This window comes from Halobacteriovorax sp. RT-2-3, assembly GCF_047085075.1.
Lineage (GTDB): Bacteria > Bdellovibrionota > Bacteriovoracia > Bacteriovoracales > Bacteriovoracaceae > Halobacteriovorax_A.
Genome location: NZ_JBKIYF010000001.1, coordinates 1046660 through 1067823, shown reverse-complemented (window position 1 = coordinate 1067823; position 21164 = coordinate 1046660). Strand labels below are relative to the sequence as shown.

The following is a 21164-nucleotide window of genomic DNA, read 5'->3' as shown; positions in this document are numbered from 1 at the left end:
GTTTTTTGTATGCAAGGTCAACGAAAAGGCACCTGGAACCAAAATTATATTCATGCAGTAGTAAAACAGGAGGGGGAAACAATGGAAAAGAAGGTAAATCTAATCGGTGACTCAGGAGAGTTTTTAGTTGGCTATACTGTAACTAAAAATCTTAAGTGTGCATATAGGCCTTTGAAGTTTACTGATATCGGAATTGACGGTGAAATAGAGCTTTTTAAAGAGGATAAAAGTCTAGGTAAGTTTATTAAAGTTCAAGTGAAGTCGTCAGAAAAAGATGGAAATAAACAAGTTCAATGTAAGGATATATTTTACTGGAATGCACTTCCTTTGCCTGTGATTATTGTATATGTCGACTTGATCGATAAAAACGAAGATGTATATTACTTAGATGTTAGCGAAATCATTATTCCTCCAGAGGCAAACCCTGAAACTAAAATTACACTAAAATACGAAAATTTATTAACACTAGACTGTTTAGAAGATTTGATTAAGATTGCAAATGAAAGTGTAACTAAATATGAAAATACTTTCGACTTATTGAAAGTTCAGGATCGCTTTACGCATAAGATTAATGTTGCCAAGAGGGGCATTCGAAGAGGAATGAGTATGGTCGCCGGCGGAGATGGTATTCGTGCGTCTAGCGAACTTTCAAAAGCGAAGAGCATTGTTCAGGAGTTACAAACAGCGTCTAGGTTAGCTTTTGGAGAGGGGAGAGTTATTAAAGCTCTTCTTGAGGCAATAGATGATTTAAAAAAGTTAGAAGAAGCTATCCATGATCATACTATTGATGGAATATATTAAAATCTAGAAGTTAGTAAGATGTTTTTATATTATTTGAAGCAGCTTGAGAAGCTTTTCCTGTGCTTTCCTCTCGCAAGGTCAATGCAAAGGTACCTTAAATCAAAGTTAATCTTTTGGAGCTGTAATGAATAACTGCATATTTTGTAAAATCCTAAAAGGTGAAGCTGATGCTAGCTTTGTTTACAAGAGTGACAAGGTCACGGCATTCATGGACCTCAATCCGATTAATAAAGGGCATGTACTGGTTATCCCTAATGAGCACCATGAGAGATTCTCTTACGTAAATAGTGATATGGTCGGAGAGATGTTTAAAGTAGCTCAAAATATACTAAAGGCCATAGAGAAGTCTGACATATCTTGCGAGGGAGCGAACCTTTTTCTTTCTGACGGAGAAATCGCAGGCCAAGAAGTTCCACATTCTCATCTTCACATAGCGCCAAGGTTCACAGGTGACGGTCATCGAATGGGCTTTTCAGGCACTGATCCTGATGAGTCATCAAGAGACAAGTTAAATGAAACAGCTAAGTTAATAGCTGATAAACTTTAAAACAGTTCTCGACTAATTCTCATTTAAAGTTCTAGGTAATTACCCTTAGAAGCCAATGAAGGATTGGGCAAGAGTGGTTATAGTCGAATTTGGGTAATGCTTTGATTTCAGAAACTTAGACAGTGCGAATCTATGATAAAATATCTTTATGAAAGACGGTGAGTTCAGATTTGGGCCCGAATCAAAAGATGAATTTAAAAAAGATATGATTGAATTAATTTTCAATCTTTGGGAGCTATGGCTATTTGTTATAGTTCTAATTATTGTCTTTATCCGCTTTCTCTTCTAGAGGAGTCTATGGAATATAAGTATACACAAACGTTTATTGGGAAAATACATGCCGCTCTGGTTGCTCCGACAATTCCGCTGCTTATCATTTTATATTATCTAAAATACATTAAAGACAAAGAACCTAATCTTTGGGGACTCATAATTTCATTTATTGGCCTAGGACTTTTTCTAAAGGCCAAATTTTCAATAATAAAGAACAAAAAGCTTATCTCATTTGGTTGTGATCTTATGGACCAAAAGAACTCTTTATTTTACTTTGTTGGTTGGCTTCTAATGATTGCTGGGTACTTTTTATCTTGGAGTTAATTCAATAAATAGTTCTAGATGCTTTTTCTTTACCAAGTTTAACGAAAAGGTTCCTTGAATGGATCAACGCCACTATCAAAAGCTCCTTTAAATAAGCTTTCAGTTGCTTAGATGATGAAAACATATTAATCCAAAAAGTCAGGATTAAGATCCTGCTCAAAGATCCACTCAACAACATCATTGTAGTGCTCGATGGATTTTGCTTTTTTCACTTTCTTGTAAACCTTGTGCTCGTTTTCAAAGATATCTTTGAAGTAGAGCCAATGGCCTCGCATCTTTTGTAGGTAGTCTGATTTGGCATTATCCATTGAGAGGTATTCTTCAGTCATAAGCTTATGCATTTCAATGAATTTTGCGAGATAAGTTTGCTCATTAAATTTTGAGCCTTTGATTTGTGCCATGAGGGCAGGATTTGAAAGGCCCGCGCGTCCTACCATCCAGCGATTAATCTGCGGAAATCTTGCCTTATAAGTCTTGAAGTCTTTAACTGTATTAATGTCACCGTTATAGCAAGGAGGTGTATTTAAAAGAGGTAGGCACTCTTCAAAAGCATCAAGGTCAACACCGCCAACATAGATCTGTTTTCCGTAGCGAGCATGGATTGTGAAATCATTAATTTCTAATTTATTAATCATGGGAATGATCTCTTTAATTTCTGAGACATCCTCACGCCCAAGGCGAATCTTAACCGTAAATTCGATGGGACATTTTTCTTTAATTCCTGTTAAGAGCTTTTCTACTTTTTGAGGATGAAGAAGAAGTCCTGAGCCTTTTGTTCGATTGGCCACCATTGGATATGGGCAGCCCATATTCAAATTAACTTTCTTAACACCAAAGTCTTTATAGATATTGGCCACATATAGGAATTGATCAATTTCCTTTGTAAGAATTTGGGCCGTTGTAGGAATGAGATTTTTTTCGGGAAGAACATCGTGGAGTTGACGTTCATTGAGTTCATTTGATTCTTTCGTCACGATATAAGGAGCGATGGCACTATCAGCGCCAGAAAAGGTCTGCTCCAAGGCATTGCGATAAACATAGTTGGTTACGCCGCGAATAGGGGCGAGGACCAGGTGATCATTAAAACTCATTTGTCTTTATTACTCTAAATTTATTATTTGTCATTCAAATGATTGATAATTTCAGGGTTAAGCATTTGATACGATCTTGAAATTGTCATATCACTTCCCACTGTGCTTCTATTTTTGTATCCGTATATCTCAGCACCATTACCTCCAACCTGAATGAGTGTACCGATATAATATGTTTGCTTGTATGGGTTTTCGATATCTTCCTCTGAAAGATCTGTATCGATTAGAAGAGCACCGCCACTTGCACCAGAAAATGAAACAGTTTCAAAAGTAATACTTGAGATGTGATTAAACTCGTCTGATAAAGACCTATTAAGGTGGTTGTAAGTAATTTGGTCGTCGTAAGTTAAGACCTCTCCATTCTTTCCAAGGTAGTCATCAGTGCTATAACCGGCAGCGATAATTTTTGATTTCTCATTATAGAAAATCATATCACTTGGGTCGAAGGCCACTTCATTCTCATAAAGAGCAGGTGTAATCGTTGAAAATGGAATTTTGTACTTCATAGAAAGTAGAGCATTGTCATGGTCAAGGTTTAAGTCTTCTAGAGTAAGGTCTGCTGCGATTTTCTTTCCACTCTTTGTCGTCGTTATCCATGTGATATATTTGATATCATACTTTGACTTTGTCTTTGTATTTCCAAAGCAGTGTCCAGCGGAGCTAATTGTACGGCTAGATTGTCCCGGTTTGGCCGCAATTAATGTTCCCGAACAGCTCGCTCTATCTCCATTTGAAAAACGAATATCAATTCTTCCTACCGCATCTAATATCTTTGGTGAATTCTTATTCTTTTGCTTTCTACGATCGATCTTTTTAATTTCGCTTAGGTCTGTATTGATATCAAGATTGCCTCTCTTAATACGAAGGGCATTTGTCGCAACTTCTATAAGCTTAATATTTCGGATGATCTCAGCTGAAGGGTCGATGCTCTTCTTATTAAAATCGCAGTCACTTGCTAGTGTATTAAAAGTAAACACTGTCATTAAACTAATCAAATTTATAAGTGAAAGCTTCATATAAATCCCTTAATTATAGGTAGTTTAGCTATATATAGAGCAATTTGAATGCCAGAAATAGGGTTCCATTACCTCCTCTGGATATAGTGTTGCTACGATGGTAAGAAATAAAATAATCTTATTATATAATCACTTAATACTTATTTTTCTTATCCATAAAGTTTGATCATTATTAGTTCAACTAAATGGAGGAAAAAATGAAATCTATCATTATCATGGCCTGTGCGCTCTTATCACTAAATACTTTTGCACAAGATATTTTCACCGCTAAGGGGAAGGCCCTGTACTTTCACACTCATTCACGAGTCGCTAATATATTAGCAGGTAAGCATGCTGAGCTTGATGCATTTGAAATGGCCCTTGATTCTATTGTTAATATTTGTGGGGGCGAGAGCTTTAGGCTACATGACGACGTTAAGTTTCATCATCGTATTGACTTCCAATCACCAAGTATAATGGCGACTGCTGAACAAAAGTTTTCTTGCATTAATTTCTAAAGTTTTCTGTTTCGGTTATACTAAGAGAAATTAGTTTAACTAGGATTGAGATTTGGAAAGAGATTTGAAAGATGTGGGACACTTTGTTGATATTACAGAGATCAATGATGATCACTTTAATGAAGAATTAAAGATTGGTGGAACAAATGCAAATATGTCAAAGCACTTTGATTTAAAAAGAGTAGCGGCACATTACTTTAAAATTCCTCCGGGGTATCGAACATCTGAGCCTCATGCAGAAAGCTTAGAAGAAGAATTTGTCTATGTGATCTCTGGCGAAATTGATCTTTGGTTAAATGGAAAGATTAAAAAAATGAGCAAAGGTGACTGCATCGGCTTTCCTGCGGGAACAGGTGTTGGTCACTGCTTTATCAATAATTATGATTCTCCTTGTGAGCTATTTGTTTCAGGGGATCGAACTAAACCTGATAACCAATACCACTTTCACTTAGATCTAAGTTTAAAAGCTGAGTGTGGTGATAAGTGGTGGGACGATATGCCCAAACAAGTTCTAGGGGGACATGATGGACTGCCTGGTACATTTGATGAGAGCTTAAGAGATGACTCTATTGAGGTCTATAACGGATTTGATAACCTAACGAATGATAGCTTTTCTTATCCAGGAGATACTGAAACGTTCTCAAATGGTGTTTGCTTAAGCCGAAAATTTGGGATGAAGAATATCGCAATTTGGCTTGAAAGAGTTCCTGTGGGGAAGAGAACGTCATGGCCTCATGCTCACTCTGTGGAAGAGGAATTTGTCTTTGTCCTTGAAGGTGAGCCTCATGTCTACTTAGATGGCCAGGAAACTGTAGTTAAACCATTTACTGGCATTGATTTCAAGGCCGGCTCAGGTGTTGCCCACACTCTTATTAATAAATCTAGCGACTACATCTACTATCTTTGTGCAGGGGAGTGTGAGCCTGACAATGACAAGATCTACTATCCAGAGCATCCTGCACGAAATGAAGAAATGCGCCAGAAAGGCGAATTGTGGTTAGAAAAGGCATCACGTTCTTAAAAAAAACAACTTTTCAACCTATGTAAAGGAAATCAAAAAATGGCCACGCTATATTAACTCCATAATCAACAAACGATAAAGGAGAAAATATGCGTATGTTATTTAAAATTTCAGCTTTACTACTTACTCTTGGTCTAGGAACTAATACTCTGGCCAAAACAAATCAAAGGGTTCTAATTGTCGTCACAAGCCACGATAAATTAGGTAATACTGGCAAGAAGACAGGTTTTTGGTTACCGGAATTAACACATCCTTATTACGAATTAATTAAGGCCGGTATTAAAGTTGATATCGCCAGCCCACAAGGTGGAAGTGCACCGATTGATATGAATAGTTTTGCCGAAAAGGACAGCTATAATGATCGCTTCTTAAAAGATGCGAGTCTTATGGCCAAGGTTATTCGCACAATTCCTCTCGCAAAAATTAATCCAAAAGATTATGCAGCTGTGATCTATAGTGGCGGCTCTGGAGCGATGTGGGACTTCGCCAATAATAAAGAAGTCAATCGCATCTCAAAAGAGCTTTATGAAATGGGAGGAGTTGTCTCAGCAATTTGTCATGGAACGGCCGCGCTTTCAGATATCAAATTATCAAATGGAAAGTATCTTATTGATGGGAAGAAGTTCGCCGCTTTCACAAGAGAAGAAGAGGCATTGATTGAGCAACTCGATATCATTCCTTTCTTACTAGAAGAAAAGCTTGCTCAAAGAGGTGGAAAGCATATCTATGGTAAGGCCTGGAGTGAAAATGTTATCGTCGATGAAAGATTGGTTACAGGGCAAAATCCCGCATCTGCCAAAGAAGCAACTCTAAAAGTGATTGAGCTGATAAAGAAGTAGGGGGCATTTCGCCCCCCTAATTTAGTTTAATAGTCTCTCCATCTTCAGGAATGATGACTCTCTTACTTGCTTCTTTACCTATTAATTCCTTTAATTCCCTTCGTGATAATCGGCAATGATCAAGAGCATCCATGTGGTTTGCAATGATTGTTCCTGTGCTTATCTCGATTAATTTCTTTATGTCTTTCTTAGGAAGAAGTAGTGGTGAGCCAATATCAAATTGGGCAACTCCTGTTGGCGCTACGATATAGTCAGGTTGTTCTTGTTTGATAAACTCGATAATTCGAGGTGTAAGAACAGTGTCTCCCATAAGGTAGAGAGAAGGTTGATTTGGTAATTTAATAAAATAACCAACTCCATGCTCAAGGAAAGGATAGAGAAAGCCTCTTACGTGTTTGGCCGGAATTTGACGAATTGAACCATCAAAGAATTTATCTTTTTTTTCAAGTGGCCATGATCTGATTCCTTTTGACTCTAAGTATTTTGCATCTTTTTGAGTCGCAAATGTAGCAATATTTTTTCTTCTTAAAAATTTTCTACCGGCACTATCAAGATGATCGAAATGCCCTTTTTGACAATGAGTAATTAAGGCATGAGTGATCTGTCCCTTTTGCTGATGAAACGTTTCCGGAAGTTCAACTGTTGGGTTCTTTACGCTTGAGCCAAAAAAGCGAAGGCGCGGCAGTATGCCTTTATTAGCAAGCATTGGGTCGACTAAAATAAGATTTTCTTTGTAGCTAATCAAAATTGTTGCATTTCGTACTTGAGTTATTAACATATAAGCTCCTTTGAATTTATAATAGGGTGTGGAGTAACTCCACAGTAAAGGGAAAATATGAATATTTCTGAACTTGAAAATATTAGTGGTTTATCAAGAGATACGATTCGTTATTATGAGAAGATCTCATTAATATCACCTCCGCAAAGAGATATTAATGGTTATAAGATCTATACAAAGATAAACTTGAAAGAGATTCGTTTTATCTCTAGTGCAAAGGAATTGGGCTTTACACTAAGTGAGATTAAACGTGGGATGGACTCTTTTATTAAAAAGGGTAAGCCTTGTGAAAATTTCAAAAAGAATCTTGAACAGAAGAAGGCCTTAATCAAAGATAGAATTAGTGAAGATAAGGCCAAGTTAAAGAAGATCGAAAAGTTTTTAAAACTAAATTAATCCATCTAACATACTGATATCTTGAAAAAGTGGCGCGTACCTTCTTGTCAATACTATTTGGTTAATATAGCCTTTGAATTGTTATGGTTAAGACAAAACACCTTCTAATACAATTTCTTATTCTCCTTGCATGGTCTAATTTGAGTATTGCAAGTGAGATTAAAACAATAGAGATCTCAACTCCTGAATGGAAAGATTTTACAAATAAGGATGGAAGTGGCCTCTACTTCGAAATTGTTAGGAAAGCTTATTCACTCTCAGATATCAAAGTTAACTATACCTTCGTTCCTTGGCCAAGAGCTGTTAAGTATGTGAATGAAAATCACAAAGATGCCATGCTTGGAGCATACAATACAGTCAAAGAGTCAATTTACCCTCAATATCCAATCGATGTTGAGTACACACTGGTCGTCTTCAAAAAGGGGACTTTAAAAGACTGGCAGGGCCAAAAGAGTTTAGCTGGTAAAAGAGTTTACTGGGTTCGTGGTTATGATTATCACAAATATTTAAAAACTAAGATGGACTGGAAAGAGCTTCAGGATACGGATAATGGTCTTAGGCTTTTAGAAAAGGGACGTATTGATTTCTTCATTGATTCTAAAAATACGATTATGCCGAATTTTAAGGCGCTAAAGCTAGACCCTTCCAAGTACGTAATGAAGCCTGTGATTACAAAGAACCTCTATGTTAGATACGCTCGCACAAAGAAGTCTGAAGAGCTAATTAAGATCTTCGATAAGAATATGGAAACTCTTCTAAAGTCAAAAGAGCTCGAAAAAATCTATCAAAAGTGGAATCATGAAATGCCTGATTTCTCAAATCTAAGTAAGTAGTAAGTAAGAGTTTCATAATATTAAAAATTAAAATTAAAAAAATAAGATTTTGAAGCTATATTACTAGTCATGGAAGAGAATTATACAGATATTTTAGAAAGGATTTATTCCGAGATTTCACCTATTATCGGAAAAGGTAAAGTTGCTGACTATATACCAGAGCTTGGAAAGATTGATCCTAATCAATTTGGAATGTCTATTTGTACTAATGATGGACACGAGTATATTATTGGGAATGCCCAAAAAGCGTTTTCTGTTCAATCTATTTCTAAAGTTTTTTCTCTTGTTCTAGCTTATCAAAAACTAGACGCCAAACTTTGGTCACGTGTTGGCCTAGAACCATCTGGAAATCGTTTTGATTCTCTTGTTCTTCTTGAAAACGAAGAAGGAATTCCTCGCAATCCATTTATTAATGCCGGTGCAATCGTTGTTATCGACACACTTATTGATCTCTATAAAGATCCTGTAAATGAAGTTTTAAAATTTATTCGTGAGTTAAGTGGAAACGAAAATATCTTTATTAATGAATCTGTTAGAATGTCAGAGCTTGCTACTGCCAATCGAAACTATGCGCTAACGTACTTCATGAAAAGCTATGGCAATATCAATAATGAAGTATCGAAGGTAATTGATATTTATACAACGATTTGTTCCATTGAAATGTCATGCGTTGATCTGGCCAGATCGTTTAGGCTTTTTAGCTCAAATGGGCAAAACCCGTGGAATGGAAAAAAGATATTAACTAAGAGCCAAAATAAGAGAATGAATGCCATAATGATGACGTGTGGCCTTTACAACTCAGTCGGTGATTTTGCGTACCGAGTAGGGATACCTGCTAAGTCTGGAGTTGGAGGTGGAATTGTCGGCGTTATCCCAAATGAAATGTCTATCTCAACTTGGTCTCCTGCTTTAGATTCCACTGGTAACTCTCTGGCCGGTATCGAAGCTTTGGAATTATTTACAACTTATTCTGAGCAGTCGATCTACTAATTACTTAAAATTGTAGCAGACACTCTTTTGCTTTGAATGGAGCGAATTCTCCACCATTAAGTAACTCTTCAAAACATGGGGCCAAGTCGTCTTCAGATAGATTCTTATCTGCCGTTAGTTCCAAACAATTAAATGTATAAGTTGCAAAGTCCTTTGTCTCTTTTGCCATTGCTGTACAAAATTCGGCAGCAGGGGCACTAAAATTCGAATTAGCTGCGTAACTTAGGCAGTGGTACCCATTAAACGTTGAGTAGTTTGCCAATACATCACACGTTTTTAAAATATTATTATCAAACTCTTTATTTACAGAAACTTCAACACAGGCAATAGCATTGACTGAATTCTCTTTAACTTTCTTTGCGATATTAATGCAGTTTTGAGTGGCATTCTTTGGAAATTTTTTACCCGCAGCTTTTTCTACACAAGTCATGCCATAGATTACTGAGTGGTTTGCAATTTCAGAGCAGACAGGAATAACATTGATATCGAGAGGCCCATCATTTTTAATGATTTTGTTACAAAGAACAGTGTCTTGCGCATGGTTTTTACCAATCTTCTTACATAGTTCTTTAGTCGCAACACTTAATTCACTTTCACTAGCAAATGCAAAAGATGAAAAAGCAAAGATGATGATGTATTTTCTAATCATAAAAATTCCTGGGTAATCAGTTTTTGTTTAATATAGATTAGAGAGCTAGGATAAGTACAGCGTAGAGTTGAATGTATGTATAATTTATTGACTGAAAACTTAGATTTTCGTCCAACACATATAGCGCTCATCAGCAAGTTCTAGTAGCTGCTGATCCTCGGCCGTATCACCATATGCGTAGATTTTATCGAAACTAGATAGGTCATACTTCTCTTTGACCCTTTGTGCCTTCATATGGCCTGTACAGTCCCCATCGTAATAGCCACCTGTATATTTGCCATCCTTAGATTCTAGGGAAGAGCAAATAAGATCATAACCATTAGCTTCACACCAAGGAGCAAGATAGAGATCCAAAGAGGCCGACACAATAACAATTTTGTTTCCTAGCTTCTTATGGCGATCGATCTCTTCTTGTGCATTAGTTCTAATAACCTTTGGAAGAAATGATTGAGAAAAGTTTTGGCCTTGGTGCTTAAGAGTTGTGGTGCTTTGTCTTGAATAGGCATATCTAACGATAAGCGCACGCATCGTTGGGCCTGATAAGAGTTTTAACTTATAAGCAAGAATAAAAGGGGATAATAGGAGCTTTCCAAGACGTAATTTCTTAGGACCTACTGAATAGAAAATAAATTCTGTAAATGTGTCTTTGAAGGTAATTGTTCCGTCAAAATCAAAGAGGGCCAAATTCATTTAGAAATTCTAAGGTAAGGTATTCGGCATGTCATGAAATAAAAAAGCCCTACTCAGTGAGAAGGGCTTTTTTGTTATGCCGCACACGCAACGATATGCTGTACGCAGAGTGGTCATTCTCCAACAAGAACTAGCACTAAATTTATATTAGCAGTAAAACAGATTCATAGTTTTAATTTTGGTTAATTTTTCATTAAAAGATCAGCTATTTATATGGTTAACCTTGAGATAAGAATTGCTCAATACTCTAGATTAAATAAGTCTTATGGGGTAGTATTCCACTAAATTTGGGGAAGATTTGAACGTCAGCAATAAAGCAGTCCATGCATACATAAATTACATCGTTGAAAATAATGATGATCCAAAGGTTTTCTTTGAAAATCTAGGGCATGACTATGACATTATTAGCAATGAAAAAAAGTATATGACGTGGAATGATTACCGTCTCATTACTGAAGCTTTAAATGATAAATATGAAAAGTTTTACGAGGCGATGACGAAACATGGACTCACTAATAAGTACGTAAAACGTGTCTTAGATATTCTTTCACGAATGATCAGCTTTCGCTTTGTGGGTGACTTTATCTTAAAATACTCATTTAAGACGTTCTATACGGACGCAGTTAAGATCGAGTTAATAGAAACAGGCAAAACCACATTTGATATTAAGCTGACCTTTGATCGTCCTGAAGATATTTTTCCAGTTTTTGTGGATATGTATCGAATCGTTTTCTTGGCCTTGCCAAAGCTAGTGTCTGATTCGATGTCATGGGATGTCGAAATAAGCCAAGATAAAAATATTCTAATTTATCACGTTAATGAGCACATGGGGGCGCCTTCAATCTTTGCATCCCTCCAAATTGCCATCCTAAGGTTATTTAAGCTCGATAAGTATTATAAGAATCTTATAATTGAAAATCTTCAACATACTAATGATCTTGAAAAAAAGAATTTAGAGCTTGAGACGGCCGAAAGGAAAATCCGCGAGGCCCATAAAGAGGTTCTACTTGCCAATAGAATCATAAGTCACGATATTGCTAATAAAATGCTCATTGTTGAACATGTGAAGAGATTAATCGCACGTGGCGAAATTGAAAAGGCCAGTCAAAAACTAGATATCTATTATAAGTCGGTTAAGGGAATAATTGAAAATACACGAAATGTGGTTGATGATAATTCTAGCTCATTTTTGATGACTGATGTTGTTGTTTGGGACTTATTAGAAGAATTAATTTTTGAATACCAAGATCAATCAGTAGCGAAGAATATTAAGTTAAGAATTGAATCAGAGATTGATAAGAGCTTTACTATCAGAACTAATAAAGAGGCTTTTAAAGATAGTATCTTGGGTAATATCCTACAAAATGCAATTAAATTTTCGCCTGAAGATTCTGAGGTTTGTTTTCGAATTGAAATGACTGATAACGAGTTCTTCCTTTCATGTAAAGATAGTGGAATCGGGATTGATTCAGGTCTTGTTAACGAAATTAATAGAAATGAGGATAAACTCTTTAAAAGTACTCTTGGAACTCATGGTGAACAAGGGCGAGGCCTTGGCCTTTTTATCATCAGAAAAGTATGTCGCGAGTTAGGTCTTAATGTAAGATTTGTTTCAGAGCTAGGTCGTGGTACAAAAGTAATTATTTCCAAAGAAGTCGCTTAATAAAATATTTATACCCATACAAAAAGAGAATCGTGTTGTTTCATCATGTGATGGCAGGGGATATCCACTTCTTTTATATTTGGATAGATTTTAAGAGTATGATTTAGGGCCATCGAAAGATTAAATTCTGAAACTTTATGCTTTGAACTCGTTACGACTGGTACAAAGCTACAGGCAATTGCTTTGGTTGAAATAAAGCACCCTTCTACATCATCTTTTTTTAATACGTATAACACATCCGCCTCAAGACTTCCTTTCAGAACAAAAACGAGAGTAGCATCATCTCTTAATTGTTTATGAAAAACACTAGGTAGATCATAAGCTCCGGCCGTAAAGATTGCTTTGTCATAAGGAGCATCTTCAAGGAAGCCCTTTGTTCCATCTCCTTCAATTACTTTTACATTTTTAATGCCCATTTTATCTAATGATATTCTGGCCCTCTTAACTAGTTCTGGAATAATTTCAACACTTATAACTTTTCCTTCTCTTCCTACAATATGTCCCATCAAGGCAGCATTCCATCCACTTCCACAGCCAAGTTCAAAGACTTTTTGACCTGGCTCCAAATTTAATAAATCGAGGATTGTTAGAACGAAAGAAGGTTGAGAAATTGTTGAGACAACTTCTTGGTTGCCAAATATCGCCAGAGGGTGGTCGGCATAGAGTAGAGGAAGGTAGCGCTCCAAATTATCATCATCTAAGTCGACCCAGTTATCTGGATAATCCTTAAATTTAGAGATGAAAAGATGTCTAGGAATTCGGTAATAAGCATCGATCACTTCTTCTGATAGGCCAGTATTTTGAGCGATAAATCGATCTTGATGATTTTTAATTAACTCATTCATGAGTATAGATTATTGAAAAATTGAAATTTTCTCAAAGCAAGTTTGGTAAAGTAAGAACTTAAGAAATATTAGGACTTCGTTGTCATGATTTTTTGTTTCGTTTATATTTTATTAATGAAAATTGAAACACAAAGACTTCTTTTAGCAATTCCTGAACTTGGTGATGAAGTTGCCACTCTTGAATTTTACAAAAATAATGAAAACCATCTTGCTCCATGGGATCCCAAGAAACCCGATGACTTTTTCATGTTAGATTACTGGGCAAAGAAGATTCAAGATGCCAAAGATGAGTTTCAAAATAAGACATCGGTTCGATTCAATATTTTTTTGAAAGAAAGTGGTGAATTAATAGGTATGGTTAACTTCACAACACTTGAGCGTGGACCTTTTCAGAATTGTCGTGTTGGTTATAAATTAGGTGAGAAGTTTCAAGGCTTTGGATATATGAACGAAGCACTTTCTTGTGGGATCAATTATATGTTTAATGAACTAAATTTTCATCGAGTTGAGGCCAATTATATTCCTGAAAATATTCGAAGTAGTAAAGTTCTTAAATCCCTTGGATTTGAAGAACATGGCATTGCTAGAAACTACCTTATGATTGCAGGAAGCTGGCAAGACCATGTTCTCACTAGTAAAATCAATCCAAATTGGAAAGAATAACTAAGTTAAGGCAAACTTGGTATTTCTGATAATTGCTTCATAATCTCTTCTTTTGTTTCAAGAGTAGATAGAAAAGCGATAATATCGTCACGATCTTGTTTTGCAATATCGATTCCAAGCTGAACCTTACCCATGATGTAGACGGCCTGGTCAAGATTTGCAACACTTCCATCGTGAAAATATGGAGCAGTCTTAGTTACATTTCTAAGCGGTGGAACCTTAAAGAACTCTTTATCATCTTCATTCTTTGTAAAATTATAACGGCCTAGGTCCCTTTTTTCGGATTTTGTGTACTTGTAAGGATCTTCAACAACTCCAAATTTCTGATACATCTCACCACCAACAAGTTGACCACTGTGACATCCAATACAGCCATAATCGATGAATTTCTTAAGTCCTCTCTCTTCCTGTACTGTCAGACGCTTAACATTTCCATCAAGATAATCATCAAAACGAGATGGCCCAACAAGTGTTCTCTCAAATGCACCAATAGCTTTTGCAGATAAGTTAACAAGAGACTTCGCATCTTCACTTTCTAGTTTTACATTAAATGCTTTAAAGAAATCTTGAGCATAATTATTGCTAATTAACTTCTCTTTTAAGTGCTCTTCATTATCAAGGTCAAAAGGGACTTTGATAAAGAATGACTTTGCTGCTTGCTCCTCAACATCTTGTCTATTTCCATCCCAATGTTGTGAGATTTGACCTGCAGTATTTATTAACGTTTGTGCATTTCTAGGAGCAGAACGATTTTTTGTCCCTCTAGACTTTTGAAGGCCATCAGAGAAGTGTAGCTGTGGTAGGTGACATCTTGAACAGCTAACAGTCCCATCCTTACTTAAGCGTGTGTCATAAAAAAGCTTTTGCCCTAAGGAGATAACTTCTTCTTTTGGTTTATTTTCACCAAAATAAGTGAGCTTATTTAAGCTCTCTCCAAAAAACTCGGATAATGGTGGCCTTGTCGTTTTGCAGGATGTGAATAATACTAGACCAATTAATAATATTTGTTTCATTTTTTTCCTCTTATCAGGTTTATTAGTTATGTTTTCTAGTCCTTCGAAGCATTAGCATCTTTTGTTACATAATTTTTTAAAACTTAATAATTTCATATATTTACTAAGATGATTGACTAAAATACTAAAGTAAGTTGAATTTTGAACCGATAAAGTACTTATGAAAAAACTAAGTATTCTTCTTATCTTAATAACTTCCACATCAGTCACTGCTAGAAATGAGGTCGATCATTATAAACACTCGCAAAAGTGTCCATCTGGTTATCTCTACAAGCTTACTGAAGTGAATGGTAAGAATAAGACAACAACATTTAGTTGTGTGGCCGACAATGGCGAGGTTCATCCTAAGTACTCATTTAAAATTGCAAATTGGAAAAGCGGTGACTATCTCTTAGAGGAAACAGTTGATAAAGTCAGAACAAAATTCACATACGACAATGAGGGGAGAGTTAACTCCGTCACACAATCTATCAATGGTGTGAATTTTTCTAATAAGTGTGGGTTTGTCTATAAAGGCGGTAAACTTGCACCAACTAAAGATCCTCAATGTAAAGAAATACAAAAAGAGTACGGTGGACTGACAGAATCAATCAAACACCAAGTCTTCTGTGAGCCAAACGCTTCTGAGTCAGAGTGTACGACAGCTGACGGCCGCGTTTATAGGCCTTCAACAAAAGAGACAGGTGTTCTTAGATACTTCTATGAAAATGGTCATGTCGTTGATGAACAAGAAGTTGTACCTGCTCGAAAATCAAGAGCTGTTTCTAAGTAATCTATTTCTTCAAGAAGAGTGAAATGCGAGATAAATCTCTATGGTGGATTTTAATTCTTTTAAGCTAAGCAAATGTATTCAGGATGCACTTGTTGATATTGGCTATATTAAACCTACTCCTATACAAGAGAAGTCGATACCCGCTTTACTTGAAGGCCGTGATTTATTGGGAATCGCACAAACGGGGACTGGGAAAACCGCTGCATTTTCTTTACCAATGATTGAAAAATTCATGACAAATGAAGTACAACTTATGCCTAATCATTGTCGTGCTATTATTCTTGCCCCAACGAGGGAGCTGGTAACTCAAATTAACGAAAGTATTCTCTCCTTTTCAAAAAAGGGTAACGTTCGTTCCACCGTAATCAAGGGCGGGGTCAGTAGTGCCCCACAAATAATTGCTCTAAATGAAGGCGTCGATATTGTCGTTGCTACTCCTGGGCGATTCATCGACTTAATGGAGCAAGGATTCATTAAATTATCCCAAGTCGAAACCTTTGTTCTTGATGAAGCCGATATGATGCTTGATATGGGATTTTATGAAGGTGTCATTGATATCGCTAGCAAGCTACCAAATTTGCATCAGACAGTTCTATTTTCGGCGACTATGCCAGAAGAAATCGAAAAACTGGCGAATCAAATATTAAAAAATCCTGTAAAAGTTGAAGTCGCTGCGCAATCTTCAACAGTAGATAAGATTGAACAATTCGTTTACTTTACACTGGCCGAAAATAAGAATTATCTTCTTTTGAGTTTATTAGAGGACAAATCTAAGTCACGAATTATTATTTTTTGTAAAGCTAAGTATGCCGTTTCAGAAGTCGTTGAGCTTCTTGCTCGTAGTGAGATTAATGTTGGGGAGATTCATAGTAACTTAACACAGGGACAGAGAAATAAAGCTATTGAAGACTTTACTTCTGGTGCCATTCGAGTTCTTGTGGCAACAGATATTGCGTCTCGAGGTATTGATGTTGATGATGTGGATCTCGTTATCAATTATAATATGCCGGAAGATGCAACATACTATGTTCACCGTATCGGACGAACAGCAAGGGCGGGAAAAGAAGGTGTTGCCCTGTCACTATGTAGTGAAAAAGATTTGCCTTTTCTTCGTAATGTTCAAAAGCTAATTGGAAAGAATATACCTCAAGTATTAGATCATCCATTTCATCACGAATATCCCTTATCAAAACCTAAGGACAAAAAGAGATATCGGGGTCGTCGAAGACGCTAATATCTTCCAAACTTATCTTTAGATTTCTTAAACCCATGTTTTTCACAATTCTTTTATAATGAAATATCATTAAATAAAGTGAGGCATCATGGTAAGCCTATTAGATCAGGAAGATAAAATTAATATTATTAAAGAGATTTATAATATAAATCAGCACTTAAGTGGTGCTGAATATATAAAGAGTCTCTTAAAGAATATTGCTACATATTTAGAGATTGACTTCATTTTTGTTGGAAGACCTAAGGAAGGTGATCCAAATATTATTCTTACAGATTTTGCTATATCTAATGGGCAATTTATTGATAATTTAGAATATGATCTTGAAGGGACTCCTTGTCATGATGTAATTACGGGGAAACGAGTTTGCATGCATCCTGAGAATGTATGCGTAGACTATCCACAAGATCTAATGCTTCAGAATATGGAGGTCGATGCTTATATTGGTGCTCCTGTCTTACTTCCTTCTGGCGATTTTCTCGGTTTGATTGTTCTTTTGAATACAGCCCCCATAAAAGATCCAACCTTTGTGGCAACAGCTGTTGATTTATTTGCAAGTCGCATCGGTGTCGAGCTTGCTATGATGAACGCAAATCAAAAAATTGCTGACTTAAATGAGATTATTGCAAAAGAAGTAAGTGAGAAAGAAGAATTCATTAAAAAGTCTCATGAGACAATGCTTCAACAAGAAAAATTGGCCGCGCTTGGTAGATTAACTACAGGCATTGCTCATGAAATTAGGAATCCTCTAAATCTCATTTTAAATGCAAGTAAAGTTGCTATGGTTCTTAAAGAGCGCTTGAGTGGTGATGATAGTAAAGTTTCAAAAGATTTGAGTAAAGCGCTTGATATTATTTCTACCCATAGCTTAAGAATTAAAAATATCCTAGATGTTATGTTGGATACCAGGGTTAATGGAAAGAAAAAGTATTCATTACATAAGCTTATTGAAGAGTCTTTCAAGTATGCCTATCATGCCTCTTCATTGAAAACGGATGGTGTTGATCTCAAATTTGAATACTCTCTAAATACAAGTGAAGATTTACATGTATTCACTAATGATATTCAATCAGTCTTTTTAAATCTTTTCGAAAACTCAATATATTCTCTAGATAAGAAGTTTAAGAATATAGATGGTCAGGCCATGTTGTCTGTTCAAACCTTTGATCAAGATCATTATATACTAATCGAAATTAAAGATAACGGTGAAGGGATTCCAAAAAAATTCCTAAATAATATCTTTGAGCCATTTTTTACGACAAAGTCAGGAAGGGAAGGTTCTGGGCTTGGTATGTCTATCATACAATCGATTATAGAGAAGAATAATGGTGAGATTTTTGTCGAGTCAAAAGAAGGCGAGTTTACAATTTTTAAGATTCGTTTTCCTAAGGAGATTTCGTGATTAGGGTTCATGTACTTTTAGTTGATGATGAAGAGGATGTGCTATTCATCTTTGAGCATATTTTTGAAGACTGGGTTAAGGCCAATAAAATGCTTCTATCTTTTTCAACTTCTGGTGCCCATGCTTTAGAGATTTTGGAGAGTGAAGAAGGCCAGGATATTATTTTGATATTAACAGACATCAATATGCCTGGTATTGATGGTTTTGAATTGTTAAAAGAAGTTAATCATAGATTTCCAAATATCGATACGATAATGATTTCAGGCTATTCAAGTAACGCATACAGAAATAAGGCAAAAGAGCTAGGTGCCCTCGATTATTTTGAAAAACCTGTGGATTTCGATAAACTCATTAATTTAATGAGTGAACGCTATCCTGAACTTAGAACTTGAAATACAGTGAATAATTTCAATGTTTAAGTGTTTCTTCAAAAGTTTTAGTTAACTCATCCAAAAATAAGTGCTAGTTTGAAAATATGTTCTTTCAAAAAGCCGATAAAAAATGGAAAAAGGTTCTAGCAGGACCGATCGATCAACAAAGTAAGTTTTTAAATAAGATTTGTCAGGTCAATAGTCGAGATGCTCTTGTTTTAAGAGAGAGGTTCTTTGATAATATTGAGTTCCCACTCATGACCGAGATCTTCAAATCTGTTAAAAAAATTATTGCTCGTGGTGAGTTTGATCCAAGTTTCCGTGATTTAATTTATGACAGGCTTCTTCGTATTATAGATATTGAACATCTTTATCCTGAAGAATATGAAGAGGGGAATGAGTGTAATGGTGACGATGATAATGTTATCTTTGGAGAAAATTATCACGTTTATACGGCCTGCTATGATGATCTTGATCTCTTGATTAGTTTTATCAATTCTAGAAGTGATATAAAAAGTGTATGTGATCTTGGTTCTGGAACAGGACGTGCTTTACTCTATATGGCCTTAATGATGGATAAGAAGCTTGATTATCTAGGTCTTGAGTTAGTTGAGGAAAGAGTTGAGTTCACAAATTCAGTTGCTAGCTATTTTAAACTAGATAATGTTAAATTTGAAACTTGTGATTTCCTAGAAAATCCTCAGGCTTTTGCCGGCCGTGATGTTTACTATCTCTACGATTCAGTTGGTACAGATAACGTTCCAAGGCTTATTGCTCACTTTAAGGATCTAATTGATTCTGGGGCCAAGTTTTATCTGCTATTTATTTCTGGTTGGGATGAAATTATGCTGAATGCACTGGACAATCTTGCTGGCCTTGAGAAGTTAGAATCTCATCAAAGCCGCAAGCAACAGGGACGCGTTGTAAATTTCTATCGTTCTTAGAAACGATATTCAACCCCAATATTAAAACTAGTTTCAAATTCATTACTTTCTTGTCCTGTTAGGCTGTATTGATGCCTTCTTTGGTTAAGTGTACCATTTTCGGCCTTGGCCTCAGCAAAGAAAGAAAAACCATTTTTTCTTCCAACATCGTATTGAGATCTAATTGTAGCACCACGGCCATCTTGATCGTTAAAATATGTCTTAACTGTTGTTTGCCAACTATCTGACTTATATGTAAATCCTAAACCTACTTCGTTAGCTGTTTCTCCAATTAGTGGTGTTTCAAATGAAAAGTGATATGTCATGCGAGATTCAGTTAGAAGGCTCGCTGAGATTTTTCCACTAACTCCTTTATTGTTTAGGAATGCTGCAAATTCTGGCCATGTTACTTCGCCCACTGGTGTTTTGAATGCATACGTGTCAGTGTAGTGTTTATTTAACATAATTTCGTCACTAAAAGCGTTTACGGCCTCCCATGTTCTACCTGATAAGAGTGTCGCTAAGAAAGAAATATTCGAGATATACTCTTTTGTAGAATCAATTTCATCTGCATGGATGATTCCTTGCTGATGAAGTGCTTGCGCGTAGTGGGCGAGGTCACTCATATTCGAATTTGGATCGTATTGATAGTAAACTGTCGAGATGACTTTATTCAATATATAGTGAAGGGCATCACTTTGATCAAACCTGCGATTAATAATACTTTCTTCTGCAATCTCTTCTGCTAAACGCAGTTGTGAGTTAATGCCAGCTGCTGAAATAGCTGCTTCTTGCTCGGGACTTAATGCATCTACTGTGTAGCTAATAGCACCTCGATTATATGTTGACATGAATGCTAGATAGAATGCACCAACACTATCAAAAGAGTCGTTTCCAACCCATAGCTTGATATCTTTTCCGCCGAATTCTTTTATTGCCTCACCATGAGCAACTTCATGTACTAGGGTGTAATTTGTTCGAGTTATCCACCATGAAACAAGCTGATGCGCCATGTTTATTGAAGCTCTAACCGCAGTATGCTCATTGTAGTGTTTATGATCAGTTATAACGTTGTAAAATACTTTACTAACGTTACGAATATTATGATACCACTCGATGGCACCTTCACGATTAAAGCGACTTTTTGAAAAGCTTAGTGTAGAGATTTTAAATTTCCCAACACTCTCAGCAATTTCTTCTAGGTCTTGATCACTGAGGTCTATCCCATAATCAAATCCCGTCTCGTTAACTAGATTCTTTATCTCAAAACGCTCTTTGTCTTTTTGGGAAGCGTAGATATTGTCCTCGCTATTATTGTCAATAATTGCACAATATGTAGACTTCTGACCAAGAATTAGACATAGAAATAAGACGTACATCACGCTAAGGATGTGATTTTTAGTATTCATCAACTTCATGAGTATTATCATAGCAAGTCTAGCGCCAAGTTAACTGGCTCTAAAGTACAAGTGATAGCAGTCCAATCTTTGAATATATAGAGTTAATTTAAGTTTTATTAAATCCATTTGCCAAATA

25 protein-coding genes are annotated in these 21164 nt (G+C 36.1%); 17 read left to right on the top strand and 8 right to left on the bottom strand.

All coding sequences use genetic code 11. From position 1 onward, the window contains the following. Nucleotides 1-81: 81 nt before the first annotated feature. The 4 genes from ACMAYX_RS04980 (at nucleotide 82) to ACMAYX_RS04965 (ending at nucleotide 1945) form a co-directional block, all read left to right on the top strand. On the top strand, nucleotides 82-801 hold the full coding sequence (locus ACMAYX_RS04980) for a DUF4365 domain-containing protein (RefSeq protein WP_412471632.1): 720 nt from the start codon (nucleotides 82-84) through the stop codon (nucleotides 799-801). Between the two features lie 124 nt (nucleotides 802-925). Beyond that, nucleotides 926-1348, top strand: a complete 423-nt coding sequence (locus tag ACMAYX_RS04975; protein WP_412471631.1) for an HIT family protein — start codon at nucleotides 926-928, stop codon at nucleotides 1346-1348. A gap of 148 nt (nucleotides 1349-1496) precedes the next feature. Beyond that, the gene (locus ACMAYX_RS04970; RefSeq protein ID WP_412470824.1) at nucleotides 1497-1637 is read left to right on the top strand and encodes a hypothetical protein; all 141 of its coding nucleotides are present in this window, start codon (nucleotides 1497-1499) and stop codon (nucleotides 1635-1637) included. A gap of 8 nt (nucleotides 1638-1645) precedes the next feature. Continuing rightward, nucleotides 1646-1945 carry a hypothetical protein gene (locus tag ACMAYX_RS04965; RefSeq protein ID WP_412462869.1) on the top strand — a complete coding sequence of 100 codons (300 nt, stop codon included), beginning with the start codon at nucleotides 1646-1648 and terminating at the stop codon, nucleotides 1943-1945. 125 nt (nucleotides 1946-2070) lie between these two features. On the opposite strand, the gene ACMAYX_RS04960 is transcribed toward ACMAYX_RS04965, so the two are convergent. Together ACMAYX_RS04960 and ACMAYX_RS04955 are read right to left on the bottom strand one after the other, a co-directional pair. Next, nucleotides 2071-3036 carry a tRNA-dihydrouridine synthase gene (locus ACMAYX_RS04960; RefSeq protein ID WP_412471630.1) on the bottom strand — a complete coding sequence of 322 codons (966 nt, stop codon included), beginning with the start codon at nucleotides 3034-3036 and terminating at the stop codon, nucleotides 2071-2073. Between the two features lie 23 nt (nucleotides 3037-3059). Next, nucleotides 3060-4052, bottom strand: coding sequence for a hypothetical protein (locus ACMAYX_RS04955; RefSeq protein WP_412471629.1), 993 nt, complete (start codon nucleotides 4050-4052; stop codon nucleotides 3060-3062). A gap of 197 nt (nucleotides 4053-4249) precedes the next feature. Between ACMAYX_RS04955 and ACMAYX_RS04950 the strand changes: the two genes are divergently transcribed. From ACMAYX_RS04950 to ACMAYX_RS04940, 3 genes are all read left to right on the top strand, one after another. Further along, nucleotides 4250-4549 carry a hypothetical protein gene (locus tag ACMAYX_RS04950; RefSeq protein ID WP_392991193.1) on the top strand — a complete coding sequence of 100 codons (300 nt, stop codon included), beginning with the start codon at nucleotides 4250-4252 and terminating at the stop codon, nucleotides 4547-4549. A gap of 52 nt (nucleotides 4550-4601) precedes the next feature. Then, the gene (locus ACMAYX_RS04945; RefSeq protein ID WP_412471628.1) at nucleotides 4602-5570 is read left to right on the top strand and encodes a cupin domain-containing protein; all 969 of its coding nucleotides are present in this window, start codon (nucleotides 4602-4604) and stop codon (nucleotides 5568-5570) included. Between the two features lie 89 nt (nucleotides 5571-5659). Beyond that, entirely contained in the window at nucleotides 5660-6409 is a 750-nt protein-coding gene (locus ACMAYX_RS04940; RefSeq protein WP_412469803.1) for a type 1 glutamine amidotransferase domain-containing protein, read from the top strand. 16 nt (nucleotides 6410-6425) lie between these two features. Here the strand turns inward: ACMAYX_RS04940 and ACMAYX_RS04935 are convergent, their stop codons facing one another. Next, nucleotides 6426-7187, bottom strand: coding sequence for an MBL fold metallo-hydrolase (locus tag ACMAYX_RS04935; protein ID WP_412472256.1), 762 nt, complete (start codon nucleotides 7185-7187; stop codon nucleotides 6426-6428). Between the two features lie 57 nt (nucleotides 7188-7244). On the opposite strand from ACMAYX_RS04935, the gene ACMAYX_RS04930 reads away from it, so the two are divergent. The 3 genes from ACMAYX_RS04930 to ACMAYX_RS04920 all read left to right on the top strand — a co-directional run bounded on the left by ACMAYX_RS04930 (nucleotide 7245) and on the right by ACMAYX_RS04920 (nucleotide 9406). Beyond that, on the top strand, nucleotides 7245-7583 hold the full coding sequence (locus ACMAYX_RS04930; protein ID WP_392991200.1) for a MerR family transcriptional regulator: 339 nt from the start codon (nucleotides 7245-7247) through the stop codon (nucleotides 7581-7583). Between the two features lie 83 nt (nucleotides 7584-7666). Further along, entirely contained in the window at nucleotides 7667-8416 is a 750-nt protein-coding gene (locus ACMAYX_RS04925; protein ID WP_412471626.1) for a substrate-binding periplasmic protein, read from the top strand. 69 nt (nucleotides 8417-8485) lie between these two features. Beyond that, a complete protein-coding gene (locus tag ACMAYX_RS04920; RefSeq protein ID WP_412471625.1) occupies nucleotides 8486-9406 on the top strand; it encodes a glutaminase in 921 nt (306 codons plus the stop codon). Between the two features lie 4 nt (nucleotides 9407-9410). Here ACMAYX_RS04920 and ACMAYX_RS04915 read toward each other — a convergent pair whose 3' ends face one another. Together ACMAYX_RS04915 and ACMAYX_RS04910 are read right to left on the bottom strand one after the other, a co-directional pair. Then, nucleotides 9411-10055 carry a hypothetical protein gene (locus ACMAYX_RS04915; protein WP_412471624.1) on the bottom strand — a complete coding sequence of 215 codons (645 nt, stop codon included), beginning with the start codon at nucleotides 10053-10055 and terminating at the stop codon, nucleotides 9411-9413. Nucleotides 10056-10154: 99 nt separating this feature from the next. Then, nucleotides 10155-10745, bottom strand: a complete 591-nt coding sequence (locus ACMAYX_RS04910; RefSeq protein ID WP_412471623.1) for an HAD family hydrolase — start codon at nucleotides 10743-10745, stop codon at nucleotides 10155-10157. 298 nt (nucleotides 10746-11043) lie between these two features. Between ACMAYX_RS04910 and ACMAYX_RS04905 the strand changes: the two genes are divergently transcribed. Continuing rightward, complete coding sequence (locus ACMAYX_RS04905; protein ID WP_412471622.1) at nucleotides 11044-12408, top strand: ATP-binding protein; 1365 nt, start codon at nucleotides 11044-11046, stop codon at nucleotides 12406-12408. 8 nt (nucleotides 12409-12416) lie between these two features. Here ACMAYX_RS04905 and ACMAYX_RS04900 read toward each other — a convergent pair whose 3' ends face one another. Then, nucleotides 12417-13253: a protein-L-isoaspartate O-methyltransferase family protein gene (locus ACMAYX_RS04900; RefSeq protein WP_412471621.1), complete on the bottom strand. Its 837-nt coding sequence runs from the start codon at nucleotides 13251-13253 to the stop codon at nucleotides 12417-12419. Nucleotides 13254-13367: 114 nt separating this feature from the next. Between ACMAYX_RS04900 and ACMAYX_RS04895 the strand changes: the two genes are divergently transcribed. After that, the gene (locus tag ACMAYX_RS04895; protein WP_158246771.1) at nucleotides 13368-13916 is read left to right on the top strand and encodes a GNAT family N-acetyltransferase; all 549 of its coding nucleotides are present in this window, start codon (nucleotides 13368-13370) and stop codon (nucleotides 13914-13916) included. A gap of 5 nt (nucleotides 13917-13921) precedes the next feature. On the opposite strand, the gene ACMAYX_RS04890 is transcribed toward ACMAYX_RS04895, so the two are convergent. Then, the gene (locus ACMAYX_RS04890; RefSeq protein ID WP_412471620.1) at nucleotides 13922-14929 is read right to left on the bottom strand and encodes a cytochrome-c peroxidase; all 1008 of its coding nucleotides are present in this window, start codon (nucleotides 14927-14929) and stop codon (nucleotides 13922-13924) included. Nucleotides 14930-15089: 160 nt separating this feature from the next. Between ACMAYX_RS04890 and ACMAYX_RS04885 the strand changes: the two genes are divergently transcribed. The 5 genes from ACMAYX_RS04885 (at nucleotide 15090) to ACMAYX_RS04865 (ending at nucleotide 19649) form a co-directional block, all read left to right on the top strand. Continuing rightward, on the top strand, nucleotides 15090-15701 hold the full coding sequence (locus ACMAYX_RS04885; protein WP_392991210.1) for a hypothetical protein: 612 nt from the start codon (nucleotides 15090-15092) through the stop codon (nucleotides 15699-15701). A 40-nt stretch (nucleotides 15702-15741) separates the two neighbouring features. After that, entirely contained in the window at nucleotides 15742-16935 is a 1194-nt protein-coding gene (locus ACMAYX_RS04880) for a DEAD/DEAH box helicase (RefSeq protein ID WP_412471619.1), read from the top strand. A gap of 88 nt (nucleotides 16936-17023) precedes the next feature. Then, complete coding sequence (locus tag ACMAYX_RS04875; protein WP_412471618.1) at nucleotides 17024-18334, top strand: sensor histidine kinase; 1311 nt, start codon at nucleotides 17024-17026, stop codon at nucleotides 18332-18334. Next, nucleotides 18331-18726 (top strand): response regulator, encoded by a 396-nt coding sequence (locus ACMAYX_RS04870; RefSeq protein ID WP_103216638.1) that lies wholly within the window; start codon nucleotides 18331-18333, stop codon nucleotides 18724-18726. Before ACMAYX_RS04875 ends, ACMAYX_RS04870 begins: the two co-directional genes overlap by 4 nt. An 83-nt stretch (nucleotides 18727-18809) precedes the next feature. After that, a complete protein-coding gene (locus tag ACMAYX_RS04865) occupies nucleotides 18810-19649 on the top strand; it encodes a methyltransferase domain-containing protein (protein ID WP_412470819.1) in 840 nt (279 codons plus the stop codon). Here the strand turns inward: ACMAYX_RS04865 and ACMAYX_RS04860 are convergent. Further along, nucleotides 19646-21046 (bottom strand): hypothetical protein, encoded by a 1401-nt coding sequence (locus ACMAYX_RS04860; protein ID WP_412471617.1) that lies wholly within the window; start codon nucleotides 21044-21046, stop codon nucleotides 19646-19648. The genes ACMAYX_RS04865 and ACMAYX_RS04860 overlap by 4 nt on opposite strands. Nucleotides 21047-21164 lie beyond the last annotated feature (118 nt).